This is a genomic window from Kineococcus anabasis (assembly GCF_054590795.1).
Map to the genome: position 1 here is coordinate 59,563 of NZ_BAAIHU010000002.1, position 14,842 is coordinate 74,404.

Annotated in this window: 11 protein-coding genes; 5 read left to right on the forward strand and 6 right to left on the reverse strand. The window is 77.9% G+C overall.

Going from position 1 to position 14,842, the window contains the following annotated elements; all coding sequences use genetic code 11:
- Nucleotides 1-105 precede the first annotated feature (105 nt).
- From ACYQBY_RS03835 to ACYQBY_RS03845, 3 genes are all read left to right on the forward strand, one after another.
- Nucleotides 106-1,326 carry a helix-turn-helix domain-containing protein gene (locus ACYQBY_RS03835; RefSeq protein WP_459642506.1) on the forward strand — a complete coding sequence of 407 codons (1,221 nt, stop codon included), beginning with the start codon at nt 106-108 and terminating at the stop codon, nt 1,324-1,326.
- 51 nt (nt 1,327-1,377) lie between these two features.
- Nucleotides 1,378-2,535, forward strand: a complete 1,158-nt coding sequence (serC, locus tag ACYQBY_RS03840) for a phosphoserine transaminase (protein ID WP_459642507.1) — start codon at nt 1,378-1,380, stop codon at nt 2,533-2,535.
- A 180-nt stretch (nt 2,536-2,715) separates the two neighbouring features.
- Entirely contained in the window at nt 2,716-3,015 is a 300-nt protein-coding gene (locus ACYQBY_RS03845; RefSeq protein ID WP_459642508.1) for a DUF1540 domain-containing protein, read from the forward strand.
- 66 nt (nt 3,016-3,081) lie between these two features.
- Here ACYQBY_RS03845 and ACYQBY_RS03850 read toward each other — a convergent pair whose 3' ends face one another.
- The 4 genes from ACYQBY_RS03850 to ACYQBY_RS03865 form a co-directional block, all read right to left on the reverse strand.
- On the reverse strand, nt 3,082-4,284 hold the full coding sequence (locus tag ACYQBY_RS03850; protein WP_459642509.1) for a class I SAM-dependent methyltransferase: 1,203 nt from the start codon (nt 4,282-4,284) through the stop codon (nt 3,082-3,084).
- 250 nt (nt 4,285-4,534) lie between these two features.
- Nucleotides 4,535-5,842 (reverse strand): MFS transporter, encoded by a 1,308-nt coding sequence (locus ACYQBY_RS03855; protein ID WP_459642510.1) that lies wholly within the window; start codon nt 5,840-5,842, stop codon nt 4,535-4,537.
- The gene (locus ACYQBY_RS03860) at nt 5,839-6,312 is read right to left on the reverse strand and encodes a MarR family transcriptional regulator (RefSeq protein WP_459642511.1); all 474 of its coding nucleotides are present in this window, start codon (nt 6,310-6,312) and stop codon (nt 5,839-5,841) included. The genes ACYQBY_RS03855 and ACYQBY_RS03860 overlap by 4 nt, the downstream gene beginning before the upstream one ends.
- 147 nt (nt 6,313-6,459) lie before the next feature.
- Entirely contained in the window at nt 6,460-7,947 is a 1,488-nt protein-coding gene (locus tag ACYQBY_RS03865; RefSeq protein ID WP_459642512.1) for an NCS2 family permease, read from the reverse strand.
- Nucleotides 7,948-8,171: 224 nt separating this feature from the next.
- Between ACYQBY_RS03865 and ACYQBY_RS03870 the strand changes: the two genes are divergently transcribed.
- Nucleotides 8,172-10,355: a putative bifunctional diguanylate cyclase/phosphodiesterase gene (locus ACYQBY_RS03870; protein WP_459642513.1), complete on the forward strand. Its 2,184-nt coding sequence runs from the start codon at nt 8,172-8,174 to the stop codon at nt 10,353-10,355.
- A 37-nt stretch (nt 10,356-10,392) separates the two neighbouring features.
- Here the strand turns inward: ACYQBY_RS03870 and ACYQBY_RS03875 are convergent, their stop codons facing one another.
- Complete coding sequence (locus ACYQBY_RS03875) at nt 10,393-11,178, reverse strand: SDR family NAD(P)-dependent oxidoreductase (RefSeq protein WP_459642514.1); 786 nt, start codon at nt 11,176-11,178, stop codon at nt 10,393-10,395.
- Nucleotides 11,179-11,244: 66 nt separating this feature from the next.
- Between ACYQBY_RS03875 and ACYQBY_RS03880 the strand changes: the two genes are divergently transcribed.
- Nucleotides 11,245-11,481: a DUF2530 domain-containing protein gene (locus ACYQBY_RS03880; protein ID WP_459642515.1), complete on the forward strand. Its 237-nt coding sequence runs from the start codon at nt 11,245-11,247 to the stop codon at nt 11,479-11,481.
- 56 nt (nt 11,482-11,537) lie between these two features.
- Here the strand turns inward: ACYQBY_RS03880 and ACYQBY_RS03885 are convergent, their stop codons facing one another.
- Nucleotides 11,538-14,699 carry a sacsin N-terminal ATP-binding-like domain-containing protein gene (locus tag ACYQBY_RS03885; RefSeq protein ID WP_459642516.1) on the reverse strand — a complete coding sequence of 1,054 codons (3,162 nt, stop codon included), beginning with the start codon at nt 14,697-14,699 and terminating at the stop codon, nt 11,538-11,540.
- Nucleotides 14,700-14,842 lie beyond the last annotated feature (143 nt).

Sequence of the window (14,842 nt, forward strand, 5' to 3'; positions counted from 1 at the left end):
GCCGGGCACCGTGCGGCAAGGCGCCCGCTGTACCGTTTCGGCCTCCCCCGGTGGGCATCGGCACAACGGGGGAAACCCGCGCGAAACACGGGAGGGAGGCGAAACGTGGGCGACACCGGACCGGCCCGTGCGGTGCTCGTGGAGCTGCTCGGCGACGTGGACGCGCTCGCCGCCGGCTTCGTCGCGGAACTGTCCACCACCGCCCCGTACAGCACCGGCGTGATCGACCGCGACACCCTCCTCGCCGACGCCGTCGGGAGCTACGAGCGCATCCTGCGCCGGATGCTCGGCATGCCGGTGCCCATCCGCCTCACCGAGCTGTCCCGCGACATCGGCCGGCGCCGTGCCGCCCTCGAGGTGCCGCTGGCCGCCGTCTCCCGCGGCACCCGCCTGCACTTCCGGATCGTCTGGTCCGCCCTGGCCGGGCACCGGCACCCGGGCAGGGACGGCAGGGACGGCGGGGACGGCGGGGACGGTGCGCAGGGCACGGGGGACGCGGCCTGGCACGACCTGCCCCTGGTGCTGTGGGAGGCGGTGGAGGAGCACTCCACCGACGTGCAGGCCGGTTACGCCGAGGCCGCCGCTGCCCTGGCGCACGAGCGCGAGCGCGACCGGCGCCGCACCGTGGAGCAGCTCCTGGACTCCGACGGCGGCGACGAGGTCCTCGTCGGGCAGGCCGCCGCCGTGCTCGGCGTGGACCGCGATGCCGACGTCGTCGTGGCGTTCGTGCCCGCCGCCGCGCAGGCGGCCCTCGCCGCGGCGCTGCGCGCGCGCCGCGGCGGACCCTCCGTCCACGTCCACGAGTGGCGCGGCGGCAGCGTGGTGCTGCTGCGGGCGGCGGGGTCGGCCGCGCGGGTCCCGCCGCCGGTGCCGCTGCTGCTGCGGGACGTGCCCTGCGCGCTCGTGCCCCTCGCCCGCGGCCTCGCACAGGTGCCGCCCGCCGCGCACGTCGCCGCCGAGGTCGCCGCCACCCTGCCGCGCACCGCCCGCGGCCCGCACACCCTGCCGGGTACCGCCCTGGACGTGGCGGCGGCCCGGCTGGGGGACGTGCGCGGCCAGCTCGTGCGGGAGGTCCTCGCCGGGCTGCACGCCCTGCCCGCGCCCGAGCGGCTGCGGGTCCTGGAGGTCGCCGACGCCTACGCGGCGACCGGGACCGTGGCGGGGGCCGCCGCGGGCGCCTACTGCCACCGCAACACCGTCCTCAACCGCCTGCGCCGGCTGCAGGAGGTGACCGGCCTGGACCTGACCGTCCCCGCGCAGGGGGCGGTGCTGCTGCTGGCGCTGGCCGCCGCGGGGCACCGGCTGCAGCGGCCCGCACCCCGCTGAGCCGCCGCCACGCCGGGCCCGCCGTCCCCGCCGGCCTGGGACGATGGGCCGGTGACCGCCCCCACCGCCGCCGACATCACCATCCCCGCGGACCTGCTGCCCGCCGACGGCCGCTTCGGCTCCGGCCCCAGCAAGGTCCGCCCCGAGCAGGTCGAGGCCGTCGCCCGCGGGGCGCGCACCCTGATGGGCACCTCCCACCGCCAGCAGCCCGTCAGGGACGTCGTCCGGCGCGTGCGGGAGGGGCTGGCGGAGCTGTTCTCCCTGCCCGCGGGCTACGAGGTGGCCCTCGGCAACGGCGGCAGCACCGCCTTCTGGGACGTCGCGGTGTGCGGGCTGGTGCGCCGCCGCGCGCAGCACCTGGTCCTGGGGGAGTTCTCCGCGAAGTTCGCCGCCGCCACGGCCGCCGCCCCGTTCCTCGACGAGCCGGTCGTGGTGCGCGGGGAGCCGGGGACCCTGCCGGAGCTGGGGGAGGTCGCCGAGGACGCCGACGTCGTGGCGTGGCCCCACAACGAGACGTCCACGGGGGTGATGGCCCCCGTGCGGCGCCCGGCGGGGGTGCCCTCCGCCGCCGACGGCGGGCCGCTGCTGCTCGTCGACGCCACCTCCGGTGCCGGGGGGCTGCCCGTGGACGTGGCGGAGGTGGACGCCTACTACTTCGCGCCGCAGAAGTCCTTCGGCGCCGACGGGGGCCTGTGGCTGGCGCTGCTGTCCCCGGCGGCCGTGGCGCGGGCGGAGGAGGTCGCCGCCTCGGGCCGGTGGATCCCGGAGTCGCTGAACCTGCTCACCGCGCTGGCGAACTCCCGCAAGGACCAGACGTACAACACCCCGGCGGTGGCGACCCTGGTGCTGCTGGCCGAGCAGGTGGAGTGGCTCCTCGCGCAGGGCGGTCTGGGCTGGGCGGTGCGCCGCACCGCGGAGTCCTCGGGCCGGCTCTACGCGTGGGCCGCCGAGCGCGACTGGGCGACGCCGTTCGTCGCGGACCCCGCCGCCCGCAGCCAGGTCGTCGGCACCGTCGACCTCGACACCTCCGTGCACGCCCCCACGGTCTCCGCCGTGCTGCGCCGGCACGGGGTCGTGGACGTCGACCCGTACCGCAGCCTGGGCCGCAACCAGCTGCGCGTGGGGATGTTCCCCGCCGTGGAGCCGGACGACGTGACGGCCCTGACCCGGTGCGTGGACCACGTCGCCGCACTGCTTCGGAAAGGCTAGCCTTCCTTTTCCCGGGAAATGAGGTTTGCCTTTCCTGATCCACCGCAAATGCTTGCAGCAGTAAGGGCTTCCTGCCTGGCGGGGATATCCGGGACGTGGCTACAGTGGTTTCAGCAGGTCGTTCCGCGAAATGCGGGACCACCCTTCCTGCCGATCTTCAGACCGAGAGGAGCCAGGACCATGGCGACCGTCCACCTCGACCTCGCACCCGTCCACACCTGTTCCGCCACCGGCTGCGCCTTCAACGAGGACGTCTCCTGCCACGCGCCCGCCATCACGGTCGGCGACCACGGGCAGAACCACTGCGGCACCTTCCTCGGGATGCCCACCAAGGCCCGCCACGGCAAGCCCGGCGGCCACGTCGGCGCCTGCCAGCTCGCCGACTGCGTGCACAACTCCGAGCTCACCTGCCACGCCGACTCCATCGAGGTCGCCTCGGAGTCCGACGGCTCGAAGTGCCTCACCTACTCGGCGGCCTGAGCCCTCTGCCGACGCCTCCCGGAGGTCCCCCGGACGCCCGACGCGGGTGACCGGGGGATCCTCGTCTCAGCGGCCCAGGACGCCGCGCAGCTCGGGCTCCAGCATCCGCGCCAGGGCCGGCTCCACCTGCCACGCGCCGGTCAGCTCCCGGTACTCCGCCACCAGCTCCGCGCTCGCCGGTGCCCCCGTGCGCACCGCCCGCAGCAGCGCGTTGCGCGGGGTGTGCCGGGAGTCCACGAACTCCACGACGTCCGTGCGGTAGCCCAGCAGGCGCAGCAGCAGCGCCCGCAGCGAGTCCGTCAGCACGTCCGCGAACCGCTCGCGCAGGATCGGGTGCCGCACCAGCGCCGGGGCGGGGGCCGAGCCCGCGGCCTTGAGCTGCTCCTGCACGTCGTGGTGGCAGCACGGCGCGGCCAGCACCACCGGCGCCCCCCAGCGCACCGCACGGGCCAGCGCCTCGTCCGTCGCCGTGTCGCACGCGTGCAGCGCCAGCACCACGTCCGGCGCCTCGTCCCCGAACGGGACGGCGCCCGCGATCGTGCCCGTCGCGAAGTCCAGCCCCTCCAGGCCCGCCTCCTGCGCCAGGCGGCGGCTGCGCGCGACCACGTCCTCGCGCACGTCCACCCCCACCGTGCGCAGCCCCGTGCCGGCCTCCGCGGCGCGCTCCCCGAGCCAGCGGTGCGCCGCGAACGTCAGGTAGGCGTTGCCGCAGCCCAGGTCCGTCATCCGCACCTCCCGGCCCGCCGCGTCCGCCACGAGCCGGCCGGACAGCGGGGCCAGCAGCCGCACGAAGGCGTCCACCTGGCGGCGCTTGTCCGCCCCCGCCCCCAGCACCGTGAACAGCGGGTCCGCCGGGTCGACGAGGCGCTGCTTGACCCGGTCGTGCGCCACGGGCCCGGCGGCGACGTCCCGCCTCGACGTGGCCGCCCGGTGCACCTGCGCCTCCCCGCGCTTGGTGACCCGCAGCTGCACGACCTCCGCGGCCGTCTCCACGTGCCAGTTGCCGAACGGCAGCGCCAGCAGCTCCTCCACCAGGGCCTGCGCCTCCGCACCCAGAGCCGCGTTGCGGGTGGAGACCCGCGGGCCCGAGCGCGCCACCGCCTGCAGGTGCACCCCGGAGCGCAGCGCCACCGGGCGCACCTCCACCCGCTCGTGCTCCGGCGGCTCCTGCCCGCGGCGGCGGCCCGAGGCGACCGCCCGCACGAGGGCGCCGGCGTCGAGCAGCAGGGGCCGCAGTTCCTCCAGGGCGGTGGTCAGGGGGTGCGGCACGGGCCCATCGTCCCACCGCGGCGCGGCACCCCCTCCCGCCCGTGCGGCGCCCCTCCCCCCGCCGCGCGACCCCGTCCTCCCGCCGCGCAACCCCGCCTCACCCGCCGCGCGACCCCGTCCTCCCGCCCATCTCCGGGTCCGGGTGATGAGCAACCGCTTGCCGGACGCCCGAACCCGGAGATGGGCAGGGGCGGGGGAGGCGCGGGCGCGGCGGGGGAGGCGCGGGCGCGGCGGGGGAGGGGGTGCGCCCTCAGGCCGCGGCGCTGTCCCGCTCGTCGCGGCCGGCGACGGGCACCACCACGAGGTGGGGGGAGCTGCGCAGGCGGTAGCGCACCCGCACCCCGCCCCGGCGCAGGGCGATCGCGGAGGCGACGACCGCGACGGCGAGCGCGGACAGCGAGCCGACGAGGATCGACCAGCGCGGCCCCACCGCCTCGCCGACCCAGCCCACGAGCGGCCCGCCGACGACGGTCCCGCCCTGGAAGAGCGCCATGTAGATGCCCATGACCCGCCCCCGCAGCGCCGGGTCCGTGCCGAGCTGGATCGTCGCGTTCGCCGCCGTCATGAGCGTCAGGGCCGTCAGCCCGACCGGCACGAGGGCGATGGCGAACAGGGTGTACGTCGGCATGAGCGCGGCCGCCGTGGCGGAGAGGCCGAACGCCACGGCGGCGCCGACGACGAGGCGCAGGCGCGGCCGGTCGCGGCGGGCGGCGAGCAGCGCCCCGGCGAGGGACCCGATCGCCATGATCGACCCGAGCAGCCCGTACTTCTCCGGGCCCTCCCCGAACTCGATGCGGGCCATCAGGGCGGTCGTGAGCTGGTAGTTGAGCCCGAGGGTGCCGACCACCCCGATGATCGTGAGGACGGCCAGCAGGTCGGGCCGGGTGCGCAGGTAGCGCAGGGCCTCGCGGGTGCCGCCGCTGCCGGGGGCGGGTGGCTCCCCGGCGGCGCGGGCGCGGGCCGCGGCCTCCCCGGCGGGGCGGATCCGCAGCAGCACCGCCACGGGCGCGGCGAACGTCAGGGCGTTGAGGAGGAACACCGGCCCGGTGCCCCACAGGGCGATGAGCAGCCCCGCGAGCCCGGGGCCGATGAGGCGGGCGGCGTTGAAGGAGGCGCTGTTGAGGCCGACGGCGTTGGGCAGGTCCTCGCGGGGGACGAGGTCGGCGACGAACGTCTGCCGCGCGGGGCCGTCGACGGCGGTGACGATGCCCAGCAGCAGCGCGAACCCGTAGACGTGCCAGAGCTGCGCGGCGCCCGAGAGGACGAGCGCGCCGAGGCCGAGCCCCAGCAGGGCCATGGCGGTCTGGGTGCACAGCAGCACCTTGCGCCGGGAGAAGCGGTCGGCGATGTTCCCCGCCAGCGGCGCGAGCAGCAGGATGGGCCCGAACTGCAGGCCGGTGGTGATCCCGACGGCGGTGCCGGACTCGTCGGTGAGCTCGGTGAGGACGAGCCAGTCCTGCGCGACGCGCTGCATCCAGGTGCCGACGTTGGAGACGATCGCCCCGCTCGCCCACAGCCGGTACGGCCGGTGTCCCAGCGAGCGGAACATCGCGGTCACGGGGCGACCACCCGCCGCAGGAGGGCGGCGGCCTCGGCCAGCACGGCGCGCTCGGCGGGGGTCAGCAGGGACAGGCGCCCGGCGAGCCAGGCGTCGCGGCGCCTGCGCGTCTCCTCGACGGTGCCGGTGCCCTCGGGGGTGAGCCGCACGAGGAGCTGGCGCCGGTCGGCCGGGTGGGCGGTGCGCTCCAGCAGGCCGCGCCGGGCGAGGCAGTCGAGGGTGCGGGTCATCGACGGGGGCTGCACGTGCTCGGCGTCGGCGAGCTCGCCCGGGGTGAGGGGGCCGCCGCGGTCGAGCAGGGCCAGGACGGAGAACTGGGCGTCGGAGAGGTCCTCGTCGCCGCGGGTGGCGCGCAGGCGGCGGGTGCTGCGCATGAGCGCCACGCGCAGCTCGGCGGCCAGGGCGGCGGGCTCGGCGGTGGGGCTCTCCTCCGGCGGGCGGTCGGGTGCGCTGGTGGGGGAGGGGTTCACGTGCCCAGGGTAAAAGTTAGCCTCGCTAACGACCAGTCGGTTCCCCGGGGCCGGCGACCGGTCGCTTCCCGGGAGCCGGCGACCGGCCGGTCCCCCGGACGCGGGGGGGGGGGGGGGGGGGGGNCCCCCGCGCCGGGCCGCGTCCGCTCAGGCCAGCGCCTCGCGGATCGGGTTCACCGCGAAGTACGCCACGAACAGGACGGCCACCCCCCACAGCAGCGGGTGCACCGCGGACGCCTTGCCGCGCACCACCTTGATGAGCACGTAGGAGACGAACCCCGCGCCGATGCCCGCGGTGATCGAGTACGAGAACGGCATGATGACGATCGTCAGGAACGCCGGCAGCGCGATCTCCACGTCCTTCCAGTCGATCTCCGCGACCTGCTGCATCATCAGGAAGCCGACGATGAGCAGGGCGGGGGTGGCCGCCTCGTAGGGCACCACCGTCACCAGGGGCGAGAGGAACATCGCGACGAGGAACAGCACCCCGGTGACCACGGACGCCAGGCCCGTGCGGGCGCCCTCGCCGACACCGGCGGCGGACTCGATGTAGGAGGTGTTGCTGGAGATCCCGGCGGCGCCGCCGGCGACCGCGGCCACGGAGTCCACCACGAGGATCCGCTGGGTGTTCGGCGGGTTGCCCTCCTCGTCGAGCAGGCCGGCCTCGGCCCCGATGGCGACCATCGTGCCCATCGTGTCGAAGAAGTCCGCCAGCAGCAGGGTGAAGACGAGCAGCACGACGCTCACGACGCCGATCGCCTGGAACGAGCCGAGCAGGTCGAACTCCCCGAGCAGCCCGAGGCGGGGCAGCGCCGCCACCTCCCCGGGGAGGGTGGGGACGTTCAGGCCCCAGCCGGTGGGGTTCACCGCGCCGTCCGCGCCGATCTTCGGGCCGATGCGCAGCAGCGCCTCCAGGGCGACCGCGAGCAGCGTGGCGGCGACGATGCCGATGAGCAGGGCGCCGCGCACCCGGCGCACCATGAGGGCGATCATCAGCGCGAGGCCCAGGACGAACACCACGGTCGGCCAGCCCCGCAGCGAACCGCCGACGCCCAGCTCCAGCGGGACCGCCGCGCCCGCCGGGGTGCGCACGATGCCGGCGTCGACCAGGCCGATGATGGTGATGAACAGGCCGATGCCGACGCTGATCGCGACCTTGAGCTGCGGCGGGATCGCGTGGAAAACCGCCTTGCGGAACCCGGTCAGGACGAGCACCAGGATGATGAGGCCCTCCAGCACCACCAGGCCCATCGCGTCGGCCCACGTCATCCCGGGCAGGGCGGCGATGCCGAAGGCGACCACCGCGTTGAGGCCGAGGCCGGTGGCCAGGGCCAGGGGGTAGTTGGCCACCACCCCCATGAGGATGGTGAGGACGCCCGCGACGAGGGCGGTGGCGGAGGCGATGAGCGCGAGGTCCGGTGCGGTGCCGCCGCCGAGGTAGGCGCCGCTGCCGTCCTTCGTGCCGCCGAGGATGAGCGGGTTGAGCACGACGATGTAGGCCATCGCGAAGAAGGTGACGAGCCCGCCGCGCACCTCGCGGCCGACGGTCGAGCCCCGGTCGCTGATGCGGAAGAAGCGGTCGAGGGCGGAACCCCCGCCGGGTCTGGTCGTGGTCTCGGGCGTGGTCTGGGCCACGGGGCGCCTCCGGGGGAGCGGGGATCGGGCAGGCCCACCGCCCCCGGCGCCAGGCCGTCGCGGAGCGGTGCGCGCCTGTACGCGGACGGATCCTCCCAGATGCCGCGGCGCCGGCACGGCACGTGCACGGTGGTGTCGTTGGGCCGAACGGGGGCTCCGGCTCGCCAGAAATCACTCTGCGGTTAACATCCCTCACGTTGAGTGAGACCTGGGGGAGGTGGCGCGTGGACGACCCCGTCGGCGTGCAGGAGAACGGCACCGGCGAGCTGCACGCGGCCCTCGCCGCGGCCGGCGCACCGGCTCCGTGGCCCGCGGCCGTCCCGCCCCCCGCCCCCGACCCCTGGGCGCTGCTCCAGCGCACCCAGGCCGCGCTCCTCGCCTGCCCCGACGCCCCCGCCGTCGCCGCCGCGCTCGCCGCCGCGCTCACCGCCACCGGCCTGGCGGACCTCCTGGTCCTGGCCCCGCCGACCGCGGGGCGGCGCCCCGTCCTCGCCGCCGCGGGCAGGGCCCTGCCCCCCGCCGGCACTGCTCTCAGCGCCGCCGACCTCGCCGCCCTGCGCCCCGCCCGCACCACACCCCTCGACCCGGCCGACCCCGACGGCGCCCTCCTCGTCCTGCTCGACGCCTCCCGCGCCGCCCGGCCCGTCGTCGCCGCCCTCTGCGCCGCCGCGGCCCTCGCCCTGACCCGCACCACCGAGGCCACCGCCCGGCGCGCCGCCGAGCGCGAGCGGGCCGCCACCTCCGCCCTCCTCGACGGTGCCCGCTCCCTCAGCGGCCTCGGCACCTGGCACGTCGAGCCCGCCACCGGGCGCGTCCACCTCGACGAGCGCCTGCGCGACATGCTCGGCCTGGGCGCCGGCACCACCTCCGTCGACCTCGACACCTGGTGCGGGTGGGTCCACGCCGACGACCGCGGGCGCTTCACCGCCGGGGCCGCCGCCGGCGGGCCCGCCACCTACCCGCTGCGCCTGCACACCCCCGACGGGCAGGAGCACACCCTCCTCGGCTGGAGCGCGGGCGAGAACCCGGCGACCGGCCCGGCGGCCGCCTGCACCGCGCCGCGCGGCCTGGCCCTCGACCTCACCGCCGACGGCGGCCGCACCGGCGAGCTCGTCCGGCTGGCCCACAGCGACAGCCTCACCGGCCTGCCCAACCGCACCCTCCTCGACACCCGCCTCGCCGCCGCCCTGCGCACCGCCGCCCCCGACCGTGCCGTCGTCCTCGTCATGCTGGACCTCGACCGCTTCAAGCTCGTCAACGACACCCTCGGCCACCAGGTCGGCGACGCACTCCTGCGCCAGGTCGCCGACCGCCTGCGGCACGCCGCCCCACCGGGCGCCACCCTCGCCCGCCTCGGCGGCGACGAGTTCGTCGTCTGCATCCCCGGCGTCGACCGGCCCGAGGCCGCCTACGCCCTCGCCCGCAACCTCGTCCGCAGCCTGCGCGCGCCCTACCAGCTGCCCGGCACCGCCGAGCCGCTCGTCTGCACCGCCAGCGCCGGGGTGGCCGTCGCCACGGGCGGCAGCACCGAGGACCTCCTGCGCTCCGCCGACATGGCCCTCTACCGGGCCAAGGACGACGGCCGCGACCGCTGCGCCCTCTACGACAGCGCCATGCGCGAGGACGCCCAGGCCCGGCTCGACTCCGAGCGCATGCTGCGCCGCGCCCTGCGGGAGGACGGGCTGCGGCTCGTGTGGCAGCCCATCGTGGACCTGCGCGACCGCCGCCTCGTCGCCGCCGAGTGCCTGGTGCGCCTGCAGGACCCCACCGAGGGCCTCCTGATGCCCGCCACGTTCGTCGACACCGCCGAGGACACCGGCCTCATCGTGGACGTGGACTCCTGGGTGCTCACCGCCGCCCTGGAGCAGCTGGAGCGCTGGCGCAGCACCGGCAGCGACGTGCAGGTCTCGGTCAACGTCTCCGGTCGCACCCTGGAGCACCCCGCCTTCGCGCACCGCCTCGCGCACAGCGTGCAGCGCAGCGGCGCCGCCGGCAGCAGCCTCCTCGCGGAGGTCACCGAGCGCACGCTCATCGACCTCACCGTCCCCACCCGCGCCAGCCTCCACGAGCTGCAGAGCTGCGGGGCGCGCGTCGGGCTCGACGACTTCGGCACCGGCTACTCGTCCCTGGCCTACCTGGAGCGCTTCCCGCTGAACTTCCTGAAGATCGACCGCTCGTTCGTCACGCCCCTGGGCACCAGCGAGCGGGCCGACGCCGTCGTGGAGGCCGTCATCGCCCTGGCCCACGCCCACGGGATGGTCGTCACCGCCGAGGGCGTGGAGACGGAGCTGCAGGCCGAGCGCCTCACGCAGATGGGCTGCGACCGGGCGCAGGGCTGGCTGTTCGGGCGGCCGGTGCCGGCCGAGCAGCTCGCGCTGCTGCCGCCGCCGCCGCTGCCGCTGCCCTGACGGCCCGGCCCGGCGCCGGTCCGGCCCGCCCGGTGGCTCAGCCCGCCCGGTGCACGTGTGCCGCGTCGGCCTGCGCCACCGGCCGCACCACGACGTGGTCCAGGTCCACGTGCGGCGGGCGGGTCACCGCGAAGGCGATGACGTCCGCGACGTCCTCCGCGCTCAGCGGCGTCAGGCCCCGGTACACGCCCGCCGCCGCGTCCGCGTCCCCGAGGCGGACCAGGGAGAACTCCGTCTCCACCATGCCCGGTGCCACCTCGGTGACCCGCACCGGCTCGCCCAGCAGCTCCAGCCGCAGCGTGCGGCACAGCGCGTGCACCCCGTGCTTCACGGCGGTGTACCCGCCACCGCCGGGGTAGACCTCGAAACCCGCGATCGAGCCCAGCACCACGACGTGGCCGTTGCCGCTGCGGCGCAGCGCCGGCAGCAGCGCCCGGTGCACCCGCGCGACGCCGAGGACGTTCGTCTCGTACATCCAGCGCCAGCCCTCCGGGTCGAGGTCCTCCACCCGGTCCACCCCGAGCGCGCCCCCGGCGCTGTGCACGACGACCGCCGCGTCCGGCACGGCCTCCGCCAGCGCCGCCACCGAGTCCGGGTCCGTCACGTCCAGCCGCACCGCGCGCCCGCCGACCTGCGCGGCCAGCTCCTCGCAGCGCTCCACCCGGCGCGCGGCCGCCACCGTCTCGAACCCCGCCGCCGCCAGCGCCCGCACCGTCGCCGCGCCGATACCGCTGCTGGCGCCGGTCACCACGGCCACCCGGCCCTGTGCGCCGCCCCCGCGGGCCCGCGCCGCCACCTGCTCCGCCGACTGTTCCTGAGGCATGGGCCCCATCCGACCAGACGCCGGCGCGGGCGGGCGCCAGGGGGGGCGCGCGCCTACCCTGGCGGGGTGCGCCTGTTCCTGCGCCCGTCCGAGGCCAAGCCCCCACCGGAGCCGCTGCGCACCGACGACCGCACCGCGGTGCTCGTGGGCACGGCCGTGTGGGCGGTGCTGCTCCTCGTCGCGCTGCTGGTGCCCGAGGCGCGGGCGTACGGCCGGGGCCGGTGGGTGGGGTCCTGCCTGGCGGGGCTGTGCCTGGGCGGGCTGGCCCTGCTGTACCTGCACCGGCGCGACCGCGCCCGCTGAGGTGACGGCGCGACCGCGCCCGCTGAGGTGACGGCGCGTCGGCGTCCGGCGGTGGCTCAGCCGGGGAGGGCGGCCGCGAGGACGGCCGCCCGCGCCGCCGCGTCCGGCGCCGCCAGCAGGGCCGCCACGTCGTGCCGCAGCTCCCAGCGGCCCGCGGCCAGGGCCAGCCCGCACGCCGCGCCGCCGGCCGCGGTCGCGCACACCGCCGCCGGGCCCCGCGCGGGGTCCGGCCCGACCCACCAGCCGACGTCCTCCCCGTCCACCCGCACCCGCGCGGCGCGCTGCCACGAGGACGGCGCACCCGGCAGCAGCACGCCCACCTCCGCCGGCACCGCGACCTCCTCGCCGCCCGTGGTGCGCACCGCCCCCTCGGCCCTCTCGGAGGCCAGGTCCAGCTCCAGCGCCTCCGCGACGTCCCCCGCCGAGGCGGCGGGCACCAGCAGCAGCGGACCGAGGCCGGAGCGCTGGGCCCACGCCGGGGAGTCCGCGACCGCCACGTCCTCCGCGGCCACCACGGCCGTGCCGCCGGAGGCCGCGTCCAGCACCCGCAGCCGCTCGGGCAGGCCGTCCGGCCACGCCAGGCGCCGCGCGTGTGCGGCGAGCAGCCGCCACAGCCACAGCAGCGCCGCGGGCGGCACCCGCCGGGCCTCCTCGGCGCTCAGCGCGAGCAGCGCCGTCACCGCCTCGGGGTCGGCGTCCGCGGGCTCGTCCAGCACCCCCAGCGCGTGCCGCACCTGCGGGTCCAGCTCCGCCACCCAGCCCGGCGCCGGGTCCAGCCAGCCCAGCAGCGCCCCGGCCGCGGGCCCCCGCGTGACCGGAGGCAGCGGACCCCGGCGGCGCAGCCACCACGCCGGGTGCCCCAGGACGTCCAGCACGACCCCGCCGCCCGAGGCGGGCCCGGCGCCGCGCAGCGCCCAGCGCTCCACCAGCGCCCGGCGCGTGGCCGGCCGCGCGCAGAGCACCGGCAGCACCCGCGGCCAGGCGTCCGGGCGCACGAGGTCCAGGTCCCGCACGAGCAGCACGTCCGCGGCGGCGAGCGGCACGGCCGGGCCCCCGGCCTCCGCCGCGGCCTCCACCACGGCGGCCAGCCCGGCCAGGTAGCGCGCCCACCCCGGCGGCCGCACACCCGTCCCGTCGACGCCCGTCCCGCCGTCCGCGGCGTCGTGGCCGGAAGTGTCGTGGCGGGCGTCGTGGCCGGGGTCGTCGCCGGTGTCGTGGGCGGTGTCGTGGGTGGGGTCCTCCGGGTCGACGAGCACCTCCGCCAGGCGCAGCGTGCCCGGCTCGTCCAGCACCCCGACGGCCACCAGCGGCGCCGCACCCCGCCCGGCCAGCAGCTCCGGGTGCACGAGACCCACCTCGGCCTCGTCCAGCACCTGCGCCGCCAGGCTCCCCGGCAGCGCCAGCGCCGACGCCGGGGCGAGCTCGTCGTCGGAGTCCGGCAGGGCCAGCTCGCCCAGCCACGGCAGGCGCTCGGCCAGCTCCCGCGCGGCGTCCACCGCGGCGGCGCCGTCCACCTCCGGCAGGCAGGCGGCCACCACCTCCAGCACCGCCTCCGCCAGCTCGTCCGGGTCCTCGGCGTCCGGTGAGGCCAGCACCGCCGCCCGCACCGCCGGGTCGCCCAGCAGCGCCGAGGCGGGGCCGCCGCGCGCGCCGAGCAGCTCCAGCAGTTCGTGCGCCGCGTCCGGGTGCACCACCCGCAGCCCGTACGGCGCGAGCACCGCCAGGGCGTCCGGTGCCACCCGCGAGCCCGCCGCGAGCTGCACCAGGCCGCGGGGCCCGCGCACCACCCGCCCGTCGGCCAGCGGCACCGGCAGCGCCGCCAGCGCCTCCCGGGCGGTGGGGTCGGCCGCCAGCGGGCGCAGCGCCGCGTACAGCCGCGCCCACCCGGCGGGCGTCGTGCCGTGGGTGGGCAGCTCCTCCACCACGTCGGCGAGCGGCACCCGCGTCACGTCGAGCAGCCGCAGCAGCGGCAGGTGCCGGCGCGGGGCCGCCACGAGGGTGGGCAGCACGGGCGCCAGCGCGCGCAGCACCGCCTCGTCCTCGCCCGCCGGGGCGTCCAGCACCACCGCGTCCCGGGGGCGCACCCGCGCCGGGGCGCCGTCGGCGTCCGCGACCGCGCGCAGCAGCGGCACCTCCGGCAGCAGCGCCAGCACCCGCGTGCGCAGGTCCGCGTCCACCTCCCCGGCGGCCAGGCCGTGCGGCACGAGGTCGAGCACGTCGGCGCCGAGCGCCGCACCCGGCACGGCGCCGCCCGACGCGCCCGGCTCGTCGGCGTCCGCGGCGACCTGCACGAGCAGGTCCACGTAGGCGTGCGCCGCGGCGTCGAGCACGGCGTCCCGGGCCGGCCCGGGGGCGGTGCGGCGCCGGTCGGGCTGCAGCGGCACCGTCGCCAGCAGCAGCGCCGGCCAGGGCAGCGGTTCCTCCGTGGGGGTGGGCGCGCACAGCACCCCCGGGCCGGCCACCGCGGGCCGCCCGGTGCCGGGCGCCGCGAGCCGCTCCGCGCCGTCCACCGGCCGGGGCAGCGCCCACGTCAGCTCCCACGCCCGCCGCGCGCGCTCCTCCACGCCGCGCCCGGCAAGGGCCTCCTCTGCGTGGGATCCGCTGCGGCGCAAGGTGTGCCAGCGCGAGGCCACGTCCGCCAGGCGCCGCGGCGGCCGCCCCGGCAGCTCCACCACGACCTCGGCGAGCGCGGGCAGGGCCAGCAGCAGGACGTCGTCCGCCGCGGCGAGCAGCTCCCGCGCCAGGTGCTCGGCGCCCGCGTCGCGCAGGGGCAGCTCCACGAGGGTGTCGTACCCCGCGGGCACGGCGGCGGTGTGCGGGAAGGGCAGCCGCAGGACGGGCACCGCGCCGTCGCGGCGGGCGACCTCGGCGGCCAGCCCTGGGGAGGACGCGGCGCGCCCGGCCAGGAGGTCCAGGGTGCCGGCGCGGCTGAAGCGCACTCCGCCGCCACGGCTGGCGACGGCCGGGGAGTCGGTGACGGCCAGCACGGCGGAGAACCCCAGGCCGAAGCGGCCCACGACCGCGCCGGTGTCGTCCCGCTTGCCGGAGGCGCGCAGGGTGGCCAGGCCCTGCACCCCGGCGGCGTCCAGGGGAGCGCCGGTGTTGGCGGCCAGCAGGGTGCCGGGCGCACCGCCGGTGCCGGGGAGCAGGCGCAGCAGCAGCCGGCCCCCGACCCCGGCGCGGGCGGCCGCGTCGGCGGCGTTCTGCGCCAGCTCCACGACGAGCCGGTCGCGGTACCCGCCGAGGGCCGCGTCCTCCTCGGCGTTGGCGTCCTCGCGCAGCCTCGACGGGGAGGCCGCCCAGGCGTCCAGGACGTGCGAGCGCAGCGCGGCGGTGCCGAAGGGGTCGGCGCCGCCGGGGT